This window comes from Deinococcus sp. (assembly GCF_018260555.1).
Lineage (GTDB): Bacteria > Deinococcota > Deinococci > Deinococcales > Deinococcaceae > Deinococcus.
Genome location: NZ_JAGLBB010000012.1, coordinates 32,932 through 54,518, shown reverse-complemented (window position 1 = coordinate 54,518; position 21,587 = coordinate 32,932). Strand labels below are relative to the sequence as shown.

The window sequence follows — 21,587 nt, the reverse complement described above, 5'->3', positions numbered from 1 at the left end:
GGAATGACGTGGGGGGCTGCGCAGCGGCAGGCAGCCCTGAATGCGGAAAAGTACGTCCTGACCGGGATGGAGCAGGACGGACCCCGCCTCAACGCCGCGTGACACATCGTCGGTAGGGCAGTGGAAACCCTTGATCATACGGACTGCGCTCCACTGCGCCACAGTCGGGAAGACACCGCCTGCGGCTCCATTGCGCGAAGGGGCGTCTGCTGTTCCTAAGTACACTGCGTTTATCCTGTAGATAAACCGCGCGGAGCGCGGAGCGGAAGAAAGTACGTTGGGGCGGGAATGGAGAGGTTCCGGCGCCTTCCCGGCATGGCGCAATGTTAGCTACAAGGTACTTGGTCGCGTCCGCTCGGATTGATTCAGAACTGCACCGAATCAATCGAAATCTGCTTCAGTCGTCGCCAGCCTGAACTGATGGTGCTGAGGCCATCAATAGAAGGCGGCGATGGGACTACTCCCGTCTCCGCTTAACGGCGGCCACCACGTCCACGGGGGCGCTGCGGTCCCACGCGGCCCGCGCCGGTTCCTGCGGCACCCTCGCTGCGGCCCTGACCGCCCTGGCTGCCGCGGGGGCGATCACCTTGCGCGCGCCCGCTGCGGCCAGCGGCGGAACTACCACTTCCCTGACCGGCCGCCTGACCGTGGTTGCTGGTGTCGTGGCTGCTGGTGCCGTGGCTGCCGCCCTGGCCGGCGCTCTGGGCGCGTGGCTGCCCCTGTCGGCCCCCGCCGGGGCCCTGCTGTCCACGGCCCTGGCCCTGCTTTTCCTGAATGTCCTTGTCGATCTGGCTTTCCTCGCGGGTCAGCGGGGGGTGCAGCGCGCCCGGCAGTTTGCGGCGCACGTTCTGCCACAGGGCGCGCTGTTCGGGAATCAGCAGGACAAGGTTCGTGCCGGGACGCCCGGCGCGCGCGGTACGGCCTGAACGGTGCACGTGATCTTCCGCGGTCGAGGCGATATCCATGTGAATCACCAGCCGCACTTCGGGCAGGTCGATGCCACGCCCGGCGATGTCGGTCGCGATCAGCACGCGGGACTTGCCTTCACGCAGGTTCGCCATGGTCCGCTCGCGTTTCTTCTGGTCCATGTTTCCTTCGAGTGGGCTGACGATCTCGCCGGTCAGCATCTCGTTCAGTTTCTCGGCGCGGCGTTTCACGAGGGATTTGGTACGGCTGAAGATCACGACGCATCCGCCCGGTTCGCGCAGCGCCTCGCGGACCTGTTCAGCCGCGAGGTCGAGCACCTGCTCACGGGTGGTGTTCACGATCAGGTGGGTCGCGCCGGTCGCGCCGCCCAGCACGTCCGCGGCGTTCGCGTCGGCGGCGTCCGAGCGGGCCGGGGCGATATCGATGCGTTCGGGGTTCACCATGAACCGCTCGGCGACCGCGCGGATCTCGGCCGGGAACGTCGCCGAGGCCATGGCGACTTGCAGGTGCCCGTTCGCGGAGCTCTGCTGCTGCGCGGCACGCAGGATGTCGCCCACGTCCCGCAGAAAGCCCAGGGACAGCAGTTCATCCGCTTCGTCGAGGACCACGTAGCGCAGACCTGCAAGGCTCAGTTCGTTGCGGTTGATCAGGTCCTTGAGGCGGCCCGGCGTGCCCGAGATCAGGCCCTTTCCGGTCGCCTCGCTGCGCGTCTGACCGGGCGTGATGCCGCCCGTGATGCGCCCGGCTGTCATGTTCAGCTCGCGCGCCACGTCACGGATCTGCACGGCCAGTTCGCGGGTGGGCGTGATGACCAGCACCTCGGGCCGCATACCGCGCACCGGGCTCATGCCGATGCCCCGCGCCGCGGCCGGAATCAGAAACGCCAGGGTCTTCCCGCTGCCGGTGCGGGCGGTCGTGATCACGTCACGGCCCGACAGCAGCGCCGGAATGGCGCCGATCTGTACGGGCGTCGGCGTGCGGTCACCGAGTAGGGCGCGCCAGTCGCGCACCGGAGCGGCACTGGAAGAAGAGTGAGCAGAGCTGCCAGACGAAGAATCAACCGGTGTACGCCGGGGTTTATCCTGAATTCGGGTCATGAACCATCCTGTCGACGCCCACATTGGGCGCGCCGCGAAACGCAGCTTGAACTAAAGGGGCGCCGTCACACGTCCGTCCAGGCGGACAGACCAGACATCCCAACGAAGCACTACTCGGAGCCCGGACGCCCACGGCGACCAGTCATCCCCCTATCATGCCCTATCCGCACGCAAAAACACAGTCTCCCCGGCCCTATTGCGCTACAGGGGCCCAGCGCGACATGAGGCGCAGGCGATGGGAAGCTCTGGCAGGTGCCCGGGCGCGGGTTGCAGGGAGAGTGGGCAGACGGGTGAGGGTCTTCCGTGAAGCGGGAAGGGGCCGTGAAGGTCAACCTGCCGACCAACATCCTTCCATCATCCATCTTGCTATCATATACACGTAAATATCGAGCTGGAGGTTCGCATGCCCACGCCGCACCCGGACGAACTCGCCCTCAAACTCACCCGCGCGCTCACCAAGTACGACCTCGACACCCTGGTCGCCACCCTTCAGGCCGGCGGGCACCTGACGCGGCCCGTGGCGCAGGCCCGCGCGAACCTCAAACCCATTCTGGAGCACGCCGCGCAGGATCACGTGAACCTGCTGCACCCACCAGCCGACTTTCATACGTGGCTGCGCACGCCCCTGCTGAGCAACGCGCGCGGCGGCGTCGCCAGCAACAACACCATCATCGCGCGCACGAGCACCCTGCGCGGCCTGTACACCACACTGCGCCGCGCGGGCCTGATCACCACAGACCCGCTGACCGACTTCCAGACGCCGCCCGCCGAGCACGCCCGCGACGCCCTCCCCCACCGCGACGCCCTGACGCGCCTGCTCCTGAACGCCACGGACCCGCACCTGCACGCCGCGTTGACCCTGATATACCGACACGCGCTTCAGGTCACGGAGATCCTGTCACTGCGCTGGGGCATGTACGACCACCCGCGCGCCCGCCTGCTGCGCCGCCGAACAGCCAGCACCCTGGACGCCATCAGCACCCGCGCCCTGGAACCCCTGCTCGCCGCGCAGGGGGGGCCGCTGCACGTGCAGGACGACACGCACATCTTTCCGTACCGCACGCAGGACGACCTGCGCCTGGCCCTCTTCCGGGTGTGCCAGCACGCGAACCTGCCGTTCATCGGCCCGGCCCAGATTCGCCGCGCCAGCCTGCGCGACTTTCCCCTCACGCAGACCGAGGCGGGCTTCACGGACCCGCGTTCTTTCGAACTCGCGCAGCAACTGGCGCGCACACTGGGCGTGCAGGACCCAACCGCACCGGGAGACAGTGCACCAGACCCCGCCTGACCCGGCGCGGCCAGAGGCAACTGGTCGCCATCAATTAAGGTGTTCGCCACCGTGCGGCGCGGCCAACACGCGCCTCCAGGCGCGGTAACGATTGTTGACCTCGTCGCGCCGCACCTGAACGGCCACCAATTTCACCTGCTGAATCACACAGACCTGCGCGCTGCTACGGCTTCCGGTTGCTTTGGTACCGTTCCGAATCAGTCCAAGCGGATGCGAGCAGGAACAACATACAGATTGGGCGGTACGCAGCCGCAGGCGGCGCTTTTCTGAATCTAAGTATACTGACATGTTGCAGTTTAAGAAAAGGACGTCTGGCACGACACTTTGGCCTCAGAATGAGGTGTGAACCCAAAGAATGCACGTGCCAGACGGCTCTATTCTGACATCCTCACCTGCTTCTCGCGCAAACAACATCGCGACTCTTTTCAGGTCTTCCTGGACCTCCTCCTCGACGGTTCCGGTCGTCCCCTGCCCACTCGCGCAACCGTCAAATCACCCTCCGCGATCAGTCGATTCCTCAACCACACGATCTGGGATCTCCGGACACTCTGCCGCTTCATGCGCCAGGCTGCACTCCAGCTCTTCAATGACACCTGGAAACATGCTCCACACCAGCGTCCCCGGGTCGAATTCCTGGTCGACCTGACCAGCCTCGAAAAAGCAGGAAAGTTCTCCGGACTCTCCGACTGGATGCACGTCCTGAACGCCGTGAACGGCGTTCACTTGGTCGTCCTGTATATCTGCTGTGGAGACCTGAAGCTCCCCTGGGCCTTTCAGATCTGGCGTGGGAAGGGCACGTCCTCACCTGCTGCGCTGGCCCTCAAACTGCTCCGCACTGTTCCACCCGTCATGCTTCAGGGGAAGCGCCGCCCCCGTCTGCATGCAGACGGAGGCTTCGAAAGTGCGGAGTTCATTGAGGCCGTCCTGGAAAGAGGAATAGACATCGTGATCGGTGTCCGGCGCAACAGAACACTCGCGAATGGGACACCCATTCACGAGCTGATGACCCGGGGGTACAGGGCGCAACTCCAGGGTCTGAAACCCACCATGTACGTCTCGTGGGCATGGCTGTACCGGAACAAAGAGCCAGAGCAGCGCTTCGTCATGTCGAACATCAACCTGGGTGGCAAATACCTGGCCAGAGTCGGGAAACGACGCTGGCGGATCGAGGGCTTCTTCAAGACCATCAAGGGGCGGTTCGGCCTAGAGCGGTTCGCGCAGCACAGCAAAACAGGTGTGATGCGGTGGTGGTGTCTCTCAGGGCTGGCGTATCTGCTCTGCCACCTGGCGGATCAGGATGTGCCGCCCAGACCACCGGGAACATGGCCGGATTGGGGAGCGTTAGCGAGAACCGTTCGGTTCTCGTTTATCCCAGAAGTGCGTCGTAGGGCGCTTCAACTGGAACTTTCCGAGCTTGATGCCTTCCAGGACGCACTTTCTGCTCCTGCTCCCTAAACTGCAACATGTCAGTTTATCTAGTCCATAAACCGCGCGGAGCACGGAGCAGAAGAAAGTACGTTGGAGCGGGAATAGAGAGGTTCCGGCGCTTTCCCGGCATGGCGCAATGTGAACTTCAACGTACTTAGCGGTATGGAGCGAAATCCGTATGATCCCTTCAGCCGGGAGCAAGGCGCCGCCGATGCCAAGGCGCCGTCCAGGCGAACGCACCTTCGCGCACAAGTACGTACCCATATTCGAGCAGAGTGCGGCGACCGTTCAAACCGGTCCACCCACTACCTGTCCCCGCTCAGCATTCATAAGAGCTACTCAATCAGTTCATTGATCAGAACATTCTCGTAAAAAAAATGTGAAAAACCCTGCTATAAACAGTATATGTACCCCATCAAGTTACATATTTTACTCTTGAGTCAGGACACCGTCAGATGACCCCATCCCTAGATACCAGATCACCCAACCTTAACCCGCTAGACTCGATACGGTATCACTGGCAACCAAAGTGATATCGGTCTTACCAATATACGGCAGATGATCTTGTTTTTATTAACAGACAATGAAAACATCAAGCGGAATCACATCTATGGGAATCATCTTGGCTTATTTGCGGCGAACCTAGAGGATCATTTGGAATAACATTCAGAATGAGAGAGACCCAGGAATACAGCAGTAAGGATCTCTCCCGTAGTCTGCTCTTGTTTTTACTGAAGATTCACAGTGTAAATTCCGTATAGCCTTCCAGATGGAGAGATAACACAAGATGTTCGAAAAAGCGATTCACGAATTAGAATTTAGTCATAGATTGGCAAGCTCAATAGACAGCATAAGCCTGGAATCTCTGCCAGACTGCCATGTAAAATACCTGGAAGGTATCGATCTAATAAATCATGGGAAAATTTCCGAGTCACAAGAAGCCTTTCAGTTGGCATATACCTTGTCAGTTCGGGCAAGGCAGTCTAATCTAGCTGCAAACTGTCTCGTTAAATTATCTCAGATTGCGTGTGTAAAGTTCGATAGCAAAGCGGCGCTTAATTATCTGGTATCGGTAGCTAAGATAAGCCTGAATCTTGAGGACGAGATTGGTTGCGCCGAGCTATATATTAACCTGGCGATTGTTAATCGATCACTTGATTTATCGAGCGAGTCTCTGAGGCTTCTGAATTTAGCCAGAGATATAGTATCATCCTTAAATGATTCTGCACCAGCTGAAAAATTACGGATCTTGATTATCATTCTAACAAGTCAGATATTAAGCGAATTAGAGAGACATGATGAGGCCCTACTAGAAGTTCAACAAGGTGTACAGTTATCGCAAAAAATAGAAGATTGTGAATCGTATTTCACATTCCGACTCATCTACCTTGAATTGCTCTTTAACGCAGACAGATGGCAAGAGATCGATCATACAATCGCCGAGCTTCTGGAAAGCCCCGAATTAATCAGGTGGCCCGATATTAGATCCCTGTTGGATCTTCTTAAGTCAAGGATGTTATTAAAAAGTGCAAGGTATGTAGAATCCTTACTTTATGCCGAAAAAGCTCACGCTTATTTTCGAATAAAACTTGATGAATCTAAATTGATGGACACTCTGATTGTAATATCACATACCCATCTACAAATGTCAGATCTGCTTATGGCGGCCAGTTATGCACAACAGGCGCTTGCTCTCGCCGAATCTAATCACCGCAAGCAGGTTCAGGTTGAGGCGCTTCAATTGCTGGCGGATGCATCGGAAGGGTCTGATCCAGTAGCAGCGGTGGGATACCTGCGTCAGCTGATGGCTGTGCAGGCACAGTTGCATGAGGCGGCGCGTGACCGACAAGTACAGGAGTTGACGGCCCAGGCAGAACTGGAGAGTGCACGGCGCAGGGTGGAATACGAGCAGGAGTTGCGGGCGCAGGCAGAGGAGACGATTCAGCATCAATTGCAGGAGCTAGAAAGGGGGCGTCTCTACGATCATCTGACGGGCCTACCAAACCGAGTGTTACTGCATGCGCAACTGGCACAGCGGGTATCACGGTCAAGTCGGCCATTTCTGCTGGTGTCGTTGGATCTGAACCGCTTTCAGTTAGTGAATGACACGTACGGGCATGACGCGGCGGATGAGTTGCTGCGCGTGATGGGGGTGCGGGCAGCAGCCCTGATGGGACCAAAGGAAATGGTGGCGCGAGTGGGTGGTGACGAGTTCGCGTTGATTCTGCTGAGTGATACGAAGTCAGTCGGGTTCGTTGACAACCCAGAATCCTATCGGGTTGCCACCTCTGCGCCCGGACCCCGTCCTCTTCAAGTCGGCTCGGCTCAGCTTGAAAGTGTCTGCAACCCTGCCCACCGGGGTCCACATGACTCGCTGCACGAACGGCTGTCTGCGGTACTCGCGGCATTGTCGGAGCCGGTGGTGCTGGGTGAGGAGCGGGTCCGGGTATCGTGGAGGGCCGGTGCGGCCTGCTGGCCAGCCCATGGTCAGGATGCAGAGGCGTTGCGCCAGGCCTCCGAGCTGGCGCTCAGTGACGCCAAGACGCAGGGAGAGTCCGTGGTGTTCTTCGACGCGAGTCTGCACCAGCATGCCGGGCTGGAGGGACCGCTGGCACGGGCACTGCAACGTGGGGAGTTCGAGTTGCATTTTCAGCCGCTGGTGGACGTGGTGGAACGGCGGGTGGTGTGCGCCGAGGCGCTGCTGCGCTGGAACAGTCCGGAGTATGGGTTGCAGATGCCACGAACGTTCATACCCAGTCTGGAACGCAGTGACGCGATCGTGGAGGTCGGCGCGTGGGTGCTGCGGGAGGCGTGCCGGGCCGCGGCCCTGTGGGGGGGCGTGCGGGTAGCGGTGAACCTGTCGGCGCGTCAGTTTGCGAGTCGGGACCTGCGCAGTGTGGTGCTCGGAGCGCTGCGGGACAGTGGATTGCCGCCAGCCTGCCTGGAACTGGAAATCACGGAGAGTCTGATGATGCAGTCGCCGGAGCGGGCGGCGCGGCTGCTGGCGGCTTTCCAGGAGGACGGCGTGCGGGTGGTTCTGGATGATTTCGGGACGGGCTACAGCAGCCTGGGGTACCTGGCGCGCTTTCCGTTGAGTGGCCTGAAGATCGACCGGAGTTTCGTGTCGGCGATGGAGGAGAAACCGGACGGGCATGACGTGGCGATCGTGCGGGCCATGGTGGGCCTGAGCCGTGACATGGGTCTGGAACTGGTGGCCGAGGGCGTGGAGACGCTGGGGCAGGTGAAATTACTGGAGAGCCTGGGCGTGCGGATCATGCAGGGGTATTACTTTGCGCGTCCGTCGGCGCAGTGGCGTCCGATGAACGTTCCGGGGGACCAGTGATACGGACTTCCGTCTGTTTCGCCAGCAATCCGGAACATCACCGGAGTGCCGGCTTCACGTCCGGAACCCGCCCTACTCCCACTCGCTTCGCTCCGATTGAATGATCTTTGAAGCCCATTCAATCGGAGTCCGTCTGATACGGACGGCCGCTCCACTGCGCCACAGTCGGAAAAGCACCACCTGCGGCTCCATACCGCGCAGGGGCGCATGTGGTTCCTACTCGCGTCTGCTCGGATTGATTCAGAACGGCACCGAATCAATCAGAATCCGTCTGATCACGTGAACAGGCTCCAACGCCGAAACACCGTCTGGAGAATCGCAGTGGGCTGTCCCACGGACGGCTGACGTGGCGAGGCCCACGGGCGGCGCGGTGGCGGTGACGATCCTGTGGGCAGTCCGGGTTGGGGTGGTGGTGCGGTTGCGCTGCTGCGGTTGCGGTTGCGCTGGGGTTGGGGCGGCGCCGCTCTAGGCGTGGGTGGCGAGGACGGTGCCGAGCAGGTGCAGCATGTGGGCTTTGAGGTCCAGGTACGTGTCGCTCTTGACGAGAGCGGCGCGGTCGCGGGGGCGGGGCAGGTCCACGGTGAGGACTTCGTGGATGTGGGCGCGCGGGCCGTTGCTCATGACGACTATGCGGTCGCTGAGGTAGATGGCCTCGTCGATGTCGTGCGTGACCATGACGACGTTACTGATGCCGCTCTCGCCCTCGGCGCTCCACATGCCCAGCAGTTCGTCCTGCAATTTGCCCTTGGTGATCGCGTCGAGCGCCCCGAACGGCTCGTCGAGCAGCAGCACTCGCGGGTGCACGGCGAACGCGCGGGCAATGGCGACCCGCTGGCGCTGCCCGCCGCTCAGGGCCGTGGGGCGCTTGTGCTGGTGGGGCCACAGGCCCACGGTTTTCAGGGCGTGATCGGTGGTCTGTTCGCGCTCGGTGCCGTTCATGTCGGGGCGGGCCGCTTTCAGGGCCTCGGTGACGTTGTGGCGGACGCTCAGCCACGGCAGCAGCGAGTAGTTCTGGAAGACCATGGAGCGGTCGGGGCCGGGGCCGGTGATGGTGCGCCCCAGAATCTGCACGTGGCCTTCCGTGGGGTGGTCGAGGCCCGCGATGAGGTTCAGCAGGGTGCTCTTGCCGCAGCCGGAGTGCCCGATGATGCTCACGAACTCGCCGGGCCAGATGTCCAGGTTCACGTCCTCCAGGGCCACGAAGCTGCCGTAGCGGCGGTGCACGCCCTGGATCGCCAGGGCCGGGGTCAGGGGCGAGGCGATGGCAGAGGATTTCTGCGGGAGGGTCAGGACTTCAGACATACGACACCTTCTTTTCGAGCACGTTGAACAGCTGGTCGAAGGTGAAGCCGGTCACGCCGATGATCAGGATGGCGCTCACGACGTTCGGGAGGTTCAGGGCGTTCCAGGCGTCCCACACGAAAAAGCCGATGCCGCTCTTGCCGCTCAGCATCTCGGCGGCCACGATGACCATCCACGCGATCCCGAACGAGATGCGCAGGCCGGTCACGATGTGCGGCAGCGCATACGGCAGCAGTACGCGCAGTACGTACTGGGTGGGCGTGAACTGGAACACGCGGGCCACGTTTTTGAAGTCCTGCGGCACGCCGCTGACGCCGAAGGCCGTGTTGATCACGGTGGGCCACAGCGCCGTGATGAAGATGATGAACACCGTGGCTGGTTCGGCGGACTTGAACAGCACCAGCCCAATCGGGAACCACGCCAGGGGCGAGACGGGGCGCAGCAGCTGCACGACCGGGTCGAGGGCGCGGCGCACGCCCGGCACGCTGCCCATCACAACGCCCATCGGAATGGCGATCAGGGCGCCCAGCGCGAAGCCGGAGAACACCCGCTTGAGGCTGGAGAGCAGCAGGTTCAGGATGCCCTGATCGTTCGGGCCGCGGTTGTACCACGGGTCTTTCAACAGCGTGCCCAGCGCCGCGCCGATCTCGGAGAGTTTCGGCAGGTCGCTGCGCAGCGCGCTGAGCAGCACATTACACCAGCGTCAGGAGGCCCAGGCCCAGCAGGAAGAAGCCCAGGGACTGCAAGGGGGCTTTCAGATTGGGGCGTGGCCGCGGGGTGGGGGCGGTCGTGGCGGGCTGGGTGATGGTCATGGGGTCTCCTGTGGGTGCGGCGACAGGGTCGTGGCGCAGGTTGCGGCGGTGGGTCAGTCGGACTCTCACCGAGTGGATGGTTTCAAGCGAAGCGCACCCGGAAAGCGGCGCCGCAAAGGCAGTGGCAGCAGAGGCAGGCTGGTCTGTCGTGCACGGCATGAGGAACCCGGTATGTTCCCGGGTTGCTCACGCATCAGACGGCCGTTCGTATCAGACCGGGATGGGGTGGGCCTTGACGAACTCGGCCGGGCGTTTGGGGTCAAAGGTCAGGCCGTCGAGGGTGGTCTTGATCTTGGCCATGTCGTCGGTGGGGACCTTCAGGCCAGCTTCCTTGGCGACCTCGCGGTACAGGTCGTCCATGATGAGTTTCTGCGCGACCGCCTGGTAGTCCGGGGCGGTCTTGAGCAGCCCGAAGCGCACGTACTGCGCCAGGAACCAGATGGCGTGCGCGTGGCGGGGCAGGTTGGTCTGCGCGGCGCGGGAGAACATCATCTGGTCGCCCAGGAACTGGCGGGTACCGAGCGCGGCGCCCATGTCGTACTTGCCTTCCAGGCGGCCCTGGATGACCTCGGCGGGCGCGTTCACGTACCGGCTGGCGCTGATGACCTTGGCTGCCTGACGGCGGTTGGCGATAGAGTCCAGCCAGGCGCTGGCGTCCAGAATGGCGCGCATGACGGCCTTGAGTTCATCCTTGCGGGCGCTGAAGTCCTTGTTGAGCACCAGGGCCTTTTCCGGGTGGTTGCGCCACATTTCCTGGGTGGTCAGGTGCGTGAAGCCGATGCCCTGCGCGACGGCCACGCCGCCCCAGGGTTCGCCGACGCAGAAGCCGTCCATGTTCCCGACTTTCATGTTGGCGACCATCTGCGGGGGCGGCACAGTGATGATGCCCACCTTGCCCTGGGGCACCCCGGCCTGCGCGAGCCAGTAGCGCAGCCAGATGTCGTGCGTGCCGCCGGGGAAGGTCATGGCGAAGGTGGGGGCCTTGCCCTGCGCGACCAGCTTGCGGATGATCTCCCCGGCGGCTTTCGGGTCGCCGCCAGCCGCCTTGAAGGTGTTTTCCAGCGTGATGGCCTGTCCGTTGTTGTTCAGAACCATGGCAATCGGCAGTTCCCGCCCGGCGGGTCCGCCGATGCCGGTGTAGACGCTCAGGGGCATGCTGAACAGGCAGTGCGCGGCGTGCAGGTCGCCGCTGAGCAGGCCGTCGCGGGTGGCGGCCCAGGACGCCTGCTTGATGACATTCACGTTCACGCCGTACTTCTTGAAGTACCCGAGTTCCTGCGCCATGACGATGCTGGCGCAGTCGGTCAGGGGAATGAAACCGATGTTGATGGGTTTACTCTGCGCCGACGCGATGTTCACGCGGGGCAGGGTGGTGCTGGCGGCGGTGACGGCGGCGGTCTTGGCGGCGAGTTTCAGGAAGGAACGTCGGTTAGTCATCAGGTCTCCAGGGAAAGTGGGGGCAAAAGCTTCGGGGGGTGAGGGTCAGAAGGAAGAAGCAGGGAGCGGGGTGCCAGGGAGCGCGGCTGTTCAAGGTTCTGGGGCCGCCCAGTGGTACGGGAGGAACTTACCGGCCATGGTGATCACGACGCGGTCGCCGTCCGGGTGGGGTTCGCGGCGCAGTTCCAGGCGGAAGTTGATGGCGCTCATGATGCCGTCGCCGAATTCCTCGTGAATCAGGGTTTTCAGGGCGGGGCCGTACACCTGTAGCACCTCGTACAGGCGGTACACGGTGGGGTCGGTGGGAGGCAGCGTCTGGAAGGCGCCGCGCATGGGCACGCACGTCAGGCTGACGGCGTGGGCCGGGTCGAGGCCCAACGTGCCGAGGAGCGTCTGCGCGAGCGGCAGCGAAAAGGGATGCTGTCCGTCCAGCGCGGCGGCCAGCCACACGCGGTCCGTGCCGATCCGCGCGGCCAGGTCGGCCAGGGTCAGCTGCTGTTCGTGCCGTGCGGCCTGCACCTGCCCGAGCAGGTCGTGGGGAAGCGGCACGCAGGGCGGTGGGGCGGTGTGGGTCATGGGTGTCTCCTGGAGGGCGGCGCCCGGGTGGGGGGTCGGGTGAGGCTGGGGGTGTTGAGCGGGTGTTCAGGGCGTGGCGTGCAGGGAAGCGGGGCCGGAGGCCACCACCGGCGCCGGGTGGAGTGCGGGGTCCTGGGCGGGCAGCAGCGTGACGGGCGTGATCTTGAATCCCGGCATGCGGGAGTGGGGGTCCAGGGCGGTGGGGTCGGTCAGCAGGTTGGCCGTGTCGGGCCAGTGGAACGGGATGAACAGGGTGTCGGGGCGGATGCCGGGCGTCAGGGTGATGGGCAGGGTGGCCTGTCCGTGCGCGGTGCGCAGCGTGACCGACTGACCGGCGCGCAGGCCGTACGCCAGGGCGGTGTCCGGGTGCATCTGCACGGTGTTCTCGGCTTTCAGGGCGGGGTTGCGGCGGGTCTGGGTGCCGCTCTGGTACTGCCCGGCCAGGCGGCCGGTGGTCAGGTGCAGGGCGCGCGGCGCGAGGTCCGGGGCGGGCACGCGCGGCACGTGCAGGGTGGCCAGTCCGTCGGCGGTGGGGTAGGTGGGCGCGTAGGCCAGCGGCGTGTCGGGGCCGTCGGCGCGCGGGACGGGCCACTGGGCGCTTGCACGGTCAAGGCGCTCGGCGCTCAGGCCGCTGTAATCGGCCTTGCCGCCCCGGGTGGCCAGAAAGAACTCGTCTTGCAGGTCGCGGAAGCTGGAGTACGTGAAGCCGTGGGGCCGGCCGATGGCGTGCGCGAGGTCGCACAGGATCTGCCAGTCCTCGCGGGCCGTGCCGGGCGCACTCACGGCGCGGCGGCGGCGCTGCACGCGGCCCTCCAGGTTGGTGGTGGTGCCTTCCTCCTCGCACCACATGCTGCCGGGCAGGACCAGCGTGGCGAGCTCCGCGGTTTCGCTGGGCAGGAAGTCAATGACGATCAGGTGCTTCAGGGCCTTTAAGCGCTCGGTGACCTGTCCGGCTCCGGCGGCGCTGACGACCGGGTTGCTGCCCAGCACGATCAGCGCGTCGATGCCGCCTTCGCCGCTCTCGCCGCAGGCGTTCAGGAGTTCCTGGGCGCTGTAGCCGGGCTGCGGCAGGTGGGATTCCGGGACGTTCCAGTGGGCGGCCATCTGCTCGCGGTGGCGGGGGTCGCGCAGGCTGCGCGCGCCGGGCAGCTGGTCGTTCTTCTGGCCGTGTTCGCGCCCGCCCTGGCCGTTGCCCTGGCCGGTCAGGGTGCCGAACCCGCCGCCCTGCTTGCCGACGTGCCCGGTCAGGAAGGCCAGGTTCAGCCAGGCCTGCACGGTGTCGGTGCCGTGCGTGTGCTGTTCAGGGCCGCGTCCGGTGAGGATCAGAGGGGTGCGGGCCTCGGCGTAGGCGCGGGCCAGGGTCATCAGGTCCGCTTCGGGGACGCCGCACTCGTGCGCCACGCGGGCCGGTGGGTAGTTGTCGGCGTGCCACAGGACGTCGGCCAGGCCGTGGGCAGGCGCGGTGGGGCGGATCTTGCCCCAGCTCTTCATGAGGTGCAGCAGGCCCAGGGCCAGGATGCCGTCCGTGCCGGGCCGGGGCGCGAGGTGCCGCCCGGCGACGCGGGCCGTGGTGGTGGCGCGCGGGTCGATGGCATAGATGGCGCCGCCGCGTTCGCGGGTGCCCTTGAGGTACTGCATGATCGGAGGCAGGGTCTCGGCGATGTTCGCGCCGACGAGCAGAATCAGGTCGCTGCGGGTCATGTCAGCGAGCGGGAAGCCCAGGCCCCGGTCGATGCCCAGGGTGCGGTTCAGGGCGGCGCTGGCCGAGGCCATGCAGTAGCGGCCGTTGTAATCGATGTTGGGGGTCTGGAGGGCCACGCGGGCGAACTTGCCCAGCAGGTACGTTTTCTCGTTGGTGAGGCTGCCGCTGCCGAACACGCCGACGCGTTGCGGGGCGCTGCTGATCAGAGGCGCCAGGGCCTCGCGGACGTAGGCCATGGCTTCGGGCCAGCTGACGGGGACGAGCTGGCCGTCACGGCGCAGCAGCGGCGTGGTCAGGCGGTCGGGGTGGCGCAGGTCGCTGAGTGCAGCGAGGCCTTTCTTGCAGACGGTGCCGTGCGCGACCGGGCATTCCTTGGTGGGTGTCACGCGGACGGCCAGACCCTGCTCGACGTGCAGGTCAAAGTTGCACTGCACCGCGCAGTAGGGGCAGGTGGTGCGGACGGTGCAGGAAGGGGCCGCGTTCATGAGGCGAGCCTGACGGCCATGAGACAGAATGTCAAGGCCCAATCTGCGAATTGTCAACAAAAATCTGCACAAGCTGCGCGATTCTAGACAGATAAACACATAAAATCCGATATATGTCCACACTTGTGGCGAAAAAATTTGACAAAACGTTCAGAATCCGGCTCAATTGCGGCAGCGGTCATCCCCGCTGCGCTGTAAATCGCGTAGCGACGACCCGCACGGAGGATCACATGACCCCAACCCAGGCTCCCAGCACCCCGCACGTCGTCATCATCGGTAGCGGCATGGTCGGTCACCGCCTGGTCGAGCAACTGCGCGCCCAGGCCAGCGCACAGGCGCTGAACATCACGGTTCTCAGCGAGGAAAGCCGACTCGCGTACGACCGCGTTCACCTGAGCAGCCACCTGGACGATCCGCAGCCCGACCTGTCCCTGGCCACCGACGCCGATTACGCCGCGCAGGGCGTGAACGTCGTGTACGGCCGCGCCACCGACGTGAACCTGGAGACCCGCGAGGTGACGGTCGCCGGGCGCACCCTGACGTACGACGCGCTGGTGTTCGCCACCGGCTCGGTGCCGTTCGTGCCGCCCGTGCCGGGTAAGGAGGCCAGCGGGTGCTTCGTGTACCGCACGCTGGACGACCTGGACGCCATCCGCGCGGCCGCCCGCGCGGCCCGGACCGGCGTGGTGATCGGCGGCGGCCTGCTGGGCCTGGAAGCCGCCGGGGCGCTGCGCAAGCTGGGCCTGGACACGCACGTCGTGGAGTTCGCGCCGCACCTGATGCCCGCCCAGCTCGACGCCGAGGGCGGAGCCACCCTGCGCCGCACCATCGAGGGCATGGGCATCGGCGTGCATACCGACAAAGCCACCGAAGCGATCACCGCCCATGAACACGGCCACGTGACCGGCCTGAACTTCACGGACGGCACCCGCCTGGAAACGGACCTCGTGGTCTTCAGTGCCGGAATCCGCCCGCGCGACGATCTGGCCCGGCAGACGGGCTTAGGGGTCGGAGAGCGCGGCGGCATTCAGATCGACGACACGGGCCGCACGGACGACCCACACGTGTACGCCGTGGGCGAGTGCGCCCTGCATGACGGGCGCATCTACGGACTGGTCGCGCCCGGCTACCAGATGGCCAAGGCCACGGCCACGAACGTCCTGCGGGACCTGGGCGTGCTGTCCGGTGAGCCGCTTCATTTCCGGGGCGCGGACCTCAGCACCAAACTGAAACTGCTGGGCGTGGAGGTCGGCTCGTTCGGCGACGCGCGGGGCGTGACGCCCGGGTGCCGCACCGTGAGCCTGAGCGACAACGTGCGCGGCACGTACAGCAAACTGGTCGTCAGCGCCGACGGCAGCCGCGTGCTGGGCGGGCTGCTGGTCGGGGATACCGCCCGCTACAGCGACCTGCTGGACCTGACCCTGTCCGGCACGCCGCTGACCGTGCCGCCCGAGACGCTGATCGTGCCGCCCCTGCCGGGCGGGGCCGTCATGACCAGCGCCGACGCGCTGATCTGCTCGTGCGAGAACGTCCGCGAAAGTGCCCTGTGCGCCGCCATCGGTGACGGCGCGCGCGACGTGGCCAGCCTGAAAAAATGCACCGGGGCCGGGACCGGCTGCGGCGGCTGCGTGCCGAGCATGCACGGCCTGCTCCAGACCGAACTGCGCCGCCTGGGCGAGGTGGTCACGAACCACCTGTGCGAGCACTTCCCGTACTCCCGCCAGGAGCTGTTCGACCTGATCCGCGTCCGGGACCTGGCCACCTGGGACGAGGTTCTGGCCGCGCACGGCACGGGCCTGGGCTGCGAAATCTGCAAACCCACCGTGGGCAGCATCCTGGCGAGCCTGCATAACGAACTGGTCGTAGCGCCCCCGCACGCGCCGCTGCAGGACACGAACGACGCCTTCCTGGCGAACATCCAGAAGAACGGCACCTACTCGGTCATGCCGCGCGTGCCGGGCGGCGAGATCACGGCCGACGGACTGATCGCCATCGGCGCGGTCGCCAAACGCTTTGGGCTGTACTGCAAGATCACGGGCGGGCAGCGCATCGACCTGCTCGGCGCGCACCGCGACGACCTGCCCGCCATCTGGGAGGACCTGATCGCCGCCGGTTTCGAGAGCGGGCACGCGTACGGCAAGAGCCTGCGCACCGTGAAAAGCTGCGTGGGCAGTACGTGGTGCCGCTACGGCGTACAGGACAGCACCAGCCTGGCCGTGCGCCTGGAACTGCGCTACCGGGGCCTGCGCAGCCCGCACAAACTGAAAAGTGGCGTCTCGGGCTGCACGCGCGAGTGCGCCGAGGCGCGCAGCAAGGACTTCGGGATCATCGCCACCGACCGCGGTTGGAACGTGTACGTCGGCGGGAACGGCGGCGTGACGCCCAGGCACGCCGTGCTGCTGGCCAGCGACCTGAGCGAGGACGAGGTCATCACGCTGCTCGACCGTTACCTGATGTACTACGTGCGCACCGCCGACCGCCTGCAACGCACGAGCACGTGGCTGGAGAACCTCGACGGCGGCCTGGAGTACCTGAAGGCCGTGATCATCGACGACCACCTGGGCATCTGCGCGGAACTGGAAGCCGGGATGGAGCGCCACGTCGGCACCTACCAGGACGAGTGGGCGGCCGCCGTGGCCGACCCGTCGATCCGGGCACGCTTCCGGACCTTCGTGAACAGCGACGCCCGCGACGAAGGGGTGCAGTGGGTGGATGAACGCGGGCAGATCCGCCCGGCCTTCGACCACGAACTCACGCCGCTGCCCATGGCGGGCGGCGACGACTGAGCGGAGCCCGCCTCCCCGGACCCACCCCCCAGACCCGGACCTCTGACCCACCCCTGACTCCCACCCCGCACCCTGCCTCCACGGCCTGCTACCCCTCAAGGAGCGACGATGACCCTCACCCCCGCCCCCGCTGCCGTCTCCCCCACCCTGCCCTGGACGCGTGTGTGCGCTGTCAGCGACATCCTGCCCGGCACGGGCGTGTGCGCCCTGATCGACGGACAGCAGGTCGCCGTGTTTCACGTGGCGGGCCGCGTGTTCGCCCTGGGGAACCTTGATCCGTTCACCGGTGTGGGCGCCCTGTCACGCGGCCTGACCGGCAGCTACACCCGCGACGGTCAGACCCGCCTGAAGGTCGCCTCACCGCTGCTGAAACACACCTTCGACCTGGAAACCGGCGAGAGCCTCGATACGCCCGGCGTACGCGTTCCCGTGTACGCCACCCGCACGGAAGGAGGTGACGTATGGACTGGTTCGCTGGCCTGAACGTACTGAGTCTGGAATCCCGCCGCAGTGAAGAGATGCACACCCTGATCTGCAAGTACGGCGGTGTACCCCAGGTGGCCCCCAGCATGCGCGAGATGAAACTCGACCTGACCGCCCCCCTGACGCAGTTCGAGCGCGACCTGAGCGCCGGGGACATTCACGCCGTCGCCTGCCTGACCGGCGTGGGCACCCGCATGTTCCTCAAGGAACTCGCCGCCCGGGACCCGCAGCACCTGGAGAAGCTGCGCGCCGTGCCGTTCGTGTCGCGCGGCAGCAAGCCCGCCCAGGCCCTCAAGACCTTCGGGCTGAGCGGCACCATCGTGCCCAAACCCAGCACCTGGCATGAAGTGCAGGAGCACCTGATCGCCACGCTGGAACGCGGTCAGCACGCCGTGATCCTCGAGTACGGCGAGGCCGTCCCGACCGCCATGCTGCGCGAACTTGGTTACGCGGGCATCCGCGTGACGAGCGTGCCCGTGTACCGCTGCGCGTTCCCGCAGGACCCGGGCCCGCTGGCGAAGGCCGTGCGGGACGTGATCCTGGGCGGCCCGGACATCCTGCTGCTCTCGAGCGGCACGCAGATCCTGCACTTCCTGAAGTACGCCGAGAAACTGGGCCTGCTGGAAGAGGCGCGCGAGGGCCTGAACCGCATGGTGGTGGTGTCCATCGGCCCGGCATGCAGCGAGGCCGCCGCCGACCTGGGCCTGCGCATCGACCTGGAAGCCAACCCGCACAAGATGGGCATCCTGGTCCGCACAGCTGCCGAGCACGGCCCGGCGATCCTGGCCGCGCGGCTGGGCCGCACCGGGTAAGCGCAGCGCGCACACGTATCACACAAGCGCAAACAGCGTACAGGGGGGAGGGTAGCCGGTGTGGCTCCCTCCCCCTTTGTTGTCGTACGGCCCGCCCTGTGCCTGATCCGGAGCCGGCCTGCTCGCAAGCATGCTCTGCATATCCGCAGCCGCAGGCCAGCTTGACCTAAAACAATTTTTAGGCAAGACTAAAAATATGAAGAGACTGCTCCTTTCCACTGCTCTGCTGTGCGTGGCAGGCACCCTGTCCGCCTGCCGCCCCAGTGAGCAGACCCCCACCCAGGCCAGCGCCGGGACCACCGACGCAGAGGCCAGCCCGGGCGCCCGCCCCCGCGTCCTGACCACCTTCACCATCCTGGCCGACATGGCCCGCAACGTCGCGGGCGACCGGGTCGAGGTCGTGTCCATCACCAGGCCCGGCGCGGAAATCCACGGATACCAGCCCACGCCCAGCGACCTGATCCGCGCGCAGGGCGCCGACCTGATCCTGAACAACGGCCTGAACCTCGAACGCTGGTTCACGCGTTTCACGCAAGGCAGCCGGGCGCCCACCGTCACCCTCACCGATGGGATCACCCCCGTGAACATCTCGGCCGACGCCTACGCCGGTAAAGCCAACCCGCACGCCTGGATGTCCCCAAAAAATGCGCTGATCTATGTCGAGAACATTCGCCGGGCACTGACGGACCTCGACCCGGCGGGAGCCGACACCTTCCGGGCCAATGCTGACGCCTACGCCGCCGAGATCCGCGAGGTTGACCGGCAACTCTCCACGCAACTGGGAAAGCTTCCCCCGAACCGCCGCGCCCTGGTCACCTGCGAGGGGGCCTTCAGTTACCTCGCGCGCGATTACGGCCTGAAGGAACTGTACCTGTGGCCCGTCAACGCCGAGGAAGGCCAGGGCACGCCCCGCCAGATCCGCGCCGTGATCGACGGCGTGCGCGCCCAGGGCATTCCGGCGGTGTTCTGCGAGAGCACCGTCCCGGACAAGGGGATGCGGCAGGTCGCTGCCGAGGCGGGCGCCAGATACGGCGGAGCCCTGCACGTGGACTCGCTGTCCGACGAGGTACCCACCTACCTTGACCTGCTGCGCCGGGACGCCGACACCATCCTCGCCGGGCTCACGGGGGAGCGGCCGTGAGTGCCCCCGCCCTGGACGTGCAGGGCGTGAGCGTGGCGTACGGCGGCGGGCGCCTCGCCCTGAGAAACGCCACGCTGACCCTGCAACCCGGCCGGATCTGCGGACTGGTCGGCATGAACGGCGCGGGCAAGAGCACGCTGTTCAAGACCATCATGGGCTTCCTGCCGCCCCTGCGCGGGCAGGTGCAGGTGTTCGGGCAGCCCGTCCGGCAGGCGCAGAAGGCAGGCATGATCGCCTACGTCCCCCAGACCGAGGATGTGGACTGGGACTTTCCGGTCAGCGTGCGTGACGTGGTCACCATGGGCCGCCAGGGCCGCATGGGCCTGCTGCGCCGCCCGTCCGCCGCCGACCGCGAAGCCGTGCAGGCCGCCCTGGCGCGCGTAACCATGACCGATTTCGCCGAGCGGCAGATCGGGGAACTGTCCGGCGGGCAGCGCAAACGCGCCTTTCTGGCCCGCGCGCTGGCGCAGGACGCCCGCCTGCTGCTGCTCGACGAACCCTTCGGCGGCGTGGACGTCGGCACCAGCGAGGACATCACGGGCCTGCTGCGCGACCTCGCGAGGGGTGGCCGCAGCGTCCTGGTCAGCACGCACGACCTGGGCGCCCTGGAAACCTTCTGCGACGACGTGGCCCTGATCGAAGGGCGCACGGTCCTGACCGCCGGGCCGACCGCGCAGACCCTCACCGCCGAGAACCTCGCCCTCACCTTCGGGGGCCGTTCGCCGCTGCACCACCCGGCCCGCACGCCCGCGCGCCCCACGGAGGTCCGCTGATGGACGCCCTGCTCACTGCCCTGCTGGCTCCCCTCGGGTACGACTTCATGCTGCGCGCCCTGCTGGTCTCCTCGCTGGTCGGCGCAGTCTGCGCGGTGCTGTCCTGCTTTATCACCCTCAAGGGCTGGTCCCTGATGGGCGACGCCATATCGCACGCCGTGCTGCCTGGCGTGGTCCTGGCCTACCTCATGAACCTGCCCTTCGTGGTCGGCGCGTTCGCGTCCGGGCTGATCAGCGTCAGCGCCATCGGTTTCATCCAGTCCCGCTCGCGCGTCAAGGAGGACACCGTGATCGGCGTGGTCTTCACGGCCCTGTTCTCACTGGGGCTGGTCATGATCTCGCGCGTGTCCAGCGACGTGCACCTGTCGCACATCCTGTTCGGGGACGTGCTGGGCATCAGCCAGGACGAGCTGTGGCAGACCGTCATCGCGGGCGCCGCCGCGCTCGCCGCCATCCTGATCCTGCGCCGCGACCTGCTGCTGTACGTGTTCGACCCCACGCACGCCCGCTCCATCGGCCTGAACACCGGCTTCCTGTACGCCGCGCTGCTGGTCATCCTGGCCCTGACCATCGTCAGCGCCCTGCAGACCGTCGGCGTGATCCTGGTCGTCGCGATGCTGATCACGCCCGGCGCGACCGCGTACCTGCTCACCGACCGCTTCAGCCGCATGATGGGGCTGGCCGTGGCGACCGGCGTGCTGTCCAGCCTGCTCGGCACGTACGCCAGTTACTTCCTGGACGGCGCGACCGGCGCCTGCATCGTCCTCACGCAGAGCGTCCTGTTCGGACTGGCATTCCTGTTCGCCCCGAAACACGGCCAGCTTGCCCGCCGCCGCCAGCAACGCCTGGAACGAGAGGCGGAATTGCAGGGCTGAAAGGACGCTGGTGGACCGTTTTGTAAACGTGAGCGCGGGCCGACATGGACCGTCGTACGGATTCCAGTTAAGTACCTTGAAGCTACCATTGCGAGATTCCGGGAAAGCGCCGCAACCTCTCCATTCCCGCTCCAACGTACTTTCTTCTGCTCCGCGCTCCGCGCGGTTTATCGTCAAGATAAACGCAGTGTCCTTAATTCGTTGCGATTGCGGATCAATCCGAGCGGACGCGAGTGGGAACAGCACACGCCCCTTCGCGCTATGGAGCCGCAGGCGGCGCTTGTCCGAGCGTGGCGCAGTGGAGCGGCAGTCCGTATGAC

At 65.4% G+C, this 21,587-nt stretch carries 15 protein-coding genes; 9 read left to right on the top strand and 6 right to left on the bottom strand.

Features of this window, described 5'->3' with window-relative positions; translation table 11 throughout:
* Positions 1 to 473: 473 nt before the first annotated feature.
* A complete protein-coding gene (locus QZ271_RS04085) occupies positions 474 to 2,024 on the bottom strand; it encodes a DEAD/DEAH box helicase (RefSeq protein ID WP_291429239.1) in 1,551 nt (516 codons plus the stop codon).
* Between the two features lie 403 nt (positions 2,025 to 2,427).
* Between QZ271_RS04085 and QZ271_RS04080 the strand changes: the two genes are divergently transcribed.
* The 3 genes from QZ271_RS04080 (at position 2,428) to QZ271_RS04070 (ending at position 8,083) form a co-directional block, all read left to right on the top strand.
* Positions 2,428 to 3,312, top strand: a complete 885-nt coding sequence (locus QZ271_RS04080) for a hypothetical protein (protein WP_291429237.1) — start codon at positions 2,428 to 2,430, stop codon at positions 3,310 to 3,312.
* Between the two features lie 342 nt (positions 3,313 to 3,654).
* The gene (locus QZ271_RS04075; RefSeq protein WP_291429236.1) at positions 3,655 to 4,767 is read left to right on the top strand and encodes a transposase; all 1,113 of its coding nucleotides are present in this window, start codon (positions 3,655 to 3,657) and stop codon (positions 4,765 to 4,767) included.
* A 760-nt stretch (positions 4,768 to 5,527) separates the two neighbouring features.
* Positions 5,528 to 8,083 (top strand): bifunctional diguanylate cyclase/phosphodiesterase, encoded by a 2,556-nt coding sequence (locus tag QZ271_RS04070; RefSeq protein WP_291429235.1) that lies wholly within the window; start codon positions 5,528 to 5,530, stop codon positions 8,081 to 8,083.
* Positions 8,084 to 8,548: 465 nt separating this feature from the next.
* Here the strand turns inward: QZ271_RS04070 and QZ271_RS04065 are convergent, their stop codons facing one another.
* The 5 genes from QZ271_RS04065 to QZ271_RS04045 all read right to left on the bottom strand — a co-directional run bounded on the left by QZ271_RS04065 (position 8,549) and on the right by QZ271_RS04045 (position 14,397).
* Positions 8,549 to 9,385 (bottom strand): ABC transporter ATP-binding protein, encoded by an 837-nt coding sequence (locus QZ271_RS04065; RefSeq protein WP_291429234.1) that lies wholly within the window; start codon positions 9,383 to 9,385, stop codon positions 8,549 to 8,551.
* The gene (gene ntrB, locus QZ271_RS04060) at positions 9,378 to 10,076 is read right to left on the bottom strand and encodes a nitrate ABC transporter permease (RefSeq protein WP_291429232.1); all 699 of its coding nucleotides are present in this window, start codon (positions 10,074 to 10,076) and stop codon (positions 9,378 to 9,380) included. Before ntrB ends, QZ271_RS04065 begins: the two co-directional genes overlap by 8 nt.
* Positions 10,077 to 10,407: 331 nt before the next feature.
* The gene (locus tag QZ271_RS04055; protein WP_291429230.1) at positions 10,408 to 11,634 is read right to left on the bottom strand and encodes a CmpA/NrtA family ABC transporter substrate-binding protein; all 1,227 of its coding nucleotides are present in this window, start codon (positions 11,632 to 11,634) and stop codon (positions 10,408 to 10,410) included.
* Between the two features lie 90 nt (positions 11,635 to 11,724).
* A complete protein-coding gene (gene cynS / locus QZ271_RS04050; RefSeq protein ID WP_291429228.1) occupies positions 11,725 to 12,210 on the bottom strand; it encodes a cyanase in 486 nt (161 codons plus the stop codon).
* A 66-nt stretch (positions 12,211 to 12,276) separates the two neighbouring features.
* Entirely contained in the window at positions 12,277 to 14,397 is a 2,121-nt protein-coding gene (locus QZ271_RS04045; protein WP_291429226.1) for a molybdopterin oxidoreductase family protein, read from the bottom strand.
* 230 nt (positions 14,398 to 14,627) lie between these two features.
* Here QZ271_RS04045 and nirB point away from each other — a divergent pair, with 230 nt between their 5' ends.
* From nirB to QZ271_RS04015, 6 genes are all read left to right on the top strand, one after another.
* Positions 14,628 to 17,183 carry a nitrite reductase large subunit NirB gene (gene nirB, locus QZ271_RS04040; RefSeq protein ID WP_291429225.1) on the top strand — a complete coding sequence of 852 codons (2,556 nt, stop codon included), beginning with the start codon at positions 14,628 to 14,630 and terminating at the stop codon, positions 17,181 to 17,183.
* Between the two features lie 108 nt (positions 17,184 to 17,291).
* Positions 17,292 to 17,666 carry a nitrite reductase small subunit NirD gene (gene nirD / locus QZ271_RS04035; protein ID WP_291429223.1) on the top strand — a complete coding sequence of 125 codons (375 nt, stop codon included), beginning with the start codon at positions 17,292 to 17,294 and terminating at the stop codon, positions 17,664 to 17,666.
* Positions 17,645 to 18,478, top strand: a complete 834-nt coding sequence (locus QZ271_RS04030) for a uroporphyrinogen-III synthase (protein WP_291429221.1) — start codon at positions 17,645 to 17,647, stop codon at positions 18,476 to 18,478. The genes nirD and QZ271_RS04030 overlap by 22 nt, the downstream gene beginning before the upstream one ends.
* A gap of 196 nt (positions 18,479 to 18,674) precedes the next feature.
* Positions 18,675 to 19,619, top strand: a complete 945-nt coding sequence (locus QZ271_RS04025) for a metal ABC transporter substrate-binding protein (RefSeq protein WP_291429219.1) — start codon at positions 18,675 to 18,677, stop codon at positions 19,617 to 19,619.
* Entirely contained in the window at positions 19,616 to 20,392 is a 777-nt protein-coding gene (locus tag QZ271_RS04020) for a metal ABC transporter ATP-binding protein (protein ID WP_291429217.1), read from the top strand. The genes QZ271_RS04025 and QZ271_RS04020 overlap by 4 nt, the downstream gene beginning before the upstream one ends.
* Complete coding sequence (locus QZ271_RS04015) at positions 20,392 to 21,267, top strand: metal ABC transporter permease (RefSeq protein ID WP_291429215.1); 876 nt, start codon at positions 20,392 to 20,394, stop codon at positions 21,265 to 21,267. The genes QZ271_RS04020 and QZ271_RS04015 overlap by 1 nt, the downstream gene beginning before the upstream one ends.
* The last annotated feature ends 320 nt before the right edge of the window (positions 21,268 to 21,587 follow it).

What these genes read in the sequence shown, in the direction of transcription:
- QZ271_RS04025 (WP_291429219.1), top strand. Translation starts at nt 18,675, where the DNA reads ATGAAGAGACTGCTCCTTTCCACTGCTCTGCTGTGCGTGGCAGGCACC.
- nirB (WP_291429225.1), top strand. Translation starts at nt 14,628, where the DNA reads ATGACCCCAACCCAGGCTCCCAGCACCCCGCACGTCGTCATCATCGGT.
- QZ271_RS04085 (WP_291429239.1), bottom strand. Translation starts at nt 2,024, where the DNA reads ATGACCCGAATTCAGGATAAACCCCGGCGTACACCGGTTGATTCTTCG.
- QZ271_RS04055 (WP_291429230.1), bottom strand. Translation starts at nt 11,634, where the DNA reads ATGACTAACCGACGTTCCTTCCTGAAACTCGCCGCCAAGACCGCCGCC.
- QZ271_RS04065 (WP_291429234.1), bottom strand. Translation starts at nt 9,385, where the DNA reads ATGTCTGAAGTCCTGACCCTCCCGCAGAAATCCTCTGCCATCGCCTCG.
- QZ271_RS04045 (WP_291429226.1), bottom strand. Translation starts at nt 14,397, where the DNA reads ATGAACGCGGCCCCTTCCTGCACCGTCCGCACCACCTGCCCCTACTGC.
- QZ271_RS04015 (WP_291429215.1), top strand. Translation starts at nt 20,392, where the DNA reads ATGGACGCCCTGCTCACTGCCCTGCTGGCTCCCCTCGGGTACGACTTC.
- QZ271_RS04030 (WP_291429221.1), top strand. Translation starts at nt 17,645, where the DNA reads ATGGACTGGTTCGCTGGCCTGAACGTACTGAGTCTGGAATCCCGCCGC.
- nirD (WP_291429223.1), top strand. Translation starts at nt 17,292, where the DNA reads ATGACCCTCACCCCCGCCCCCGCTGCCGTCTCCCCCACCCTGCCCTGG.
- QZ271_RS04070 (WP_291429235.1), top strand. Translation starts at nt 5,528, where the DNA reads ATGTTCGAAAAAGCGATTCACGAATTAGAATTTAGTCATAGATTGGCA.
- cynS (WP_291429228.1), bottom strand. Translation starts at nt 12,210, where the DNA reads ATGACCCACACCGCCCCACCGCCCTGCGTGCCGCTTCCCCACGACCTG.
- QZ271_RS04080 (WP_291429237.1), top strand. Translation starts at nt 2,428, where the DNA reads ATGCCCACGCCGCACCCGGACGAACTCGCCCTCAAACTCACCCGCGCG.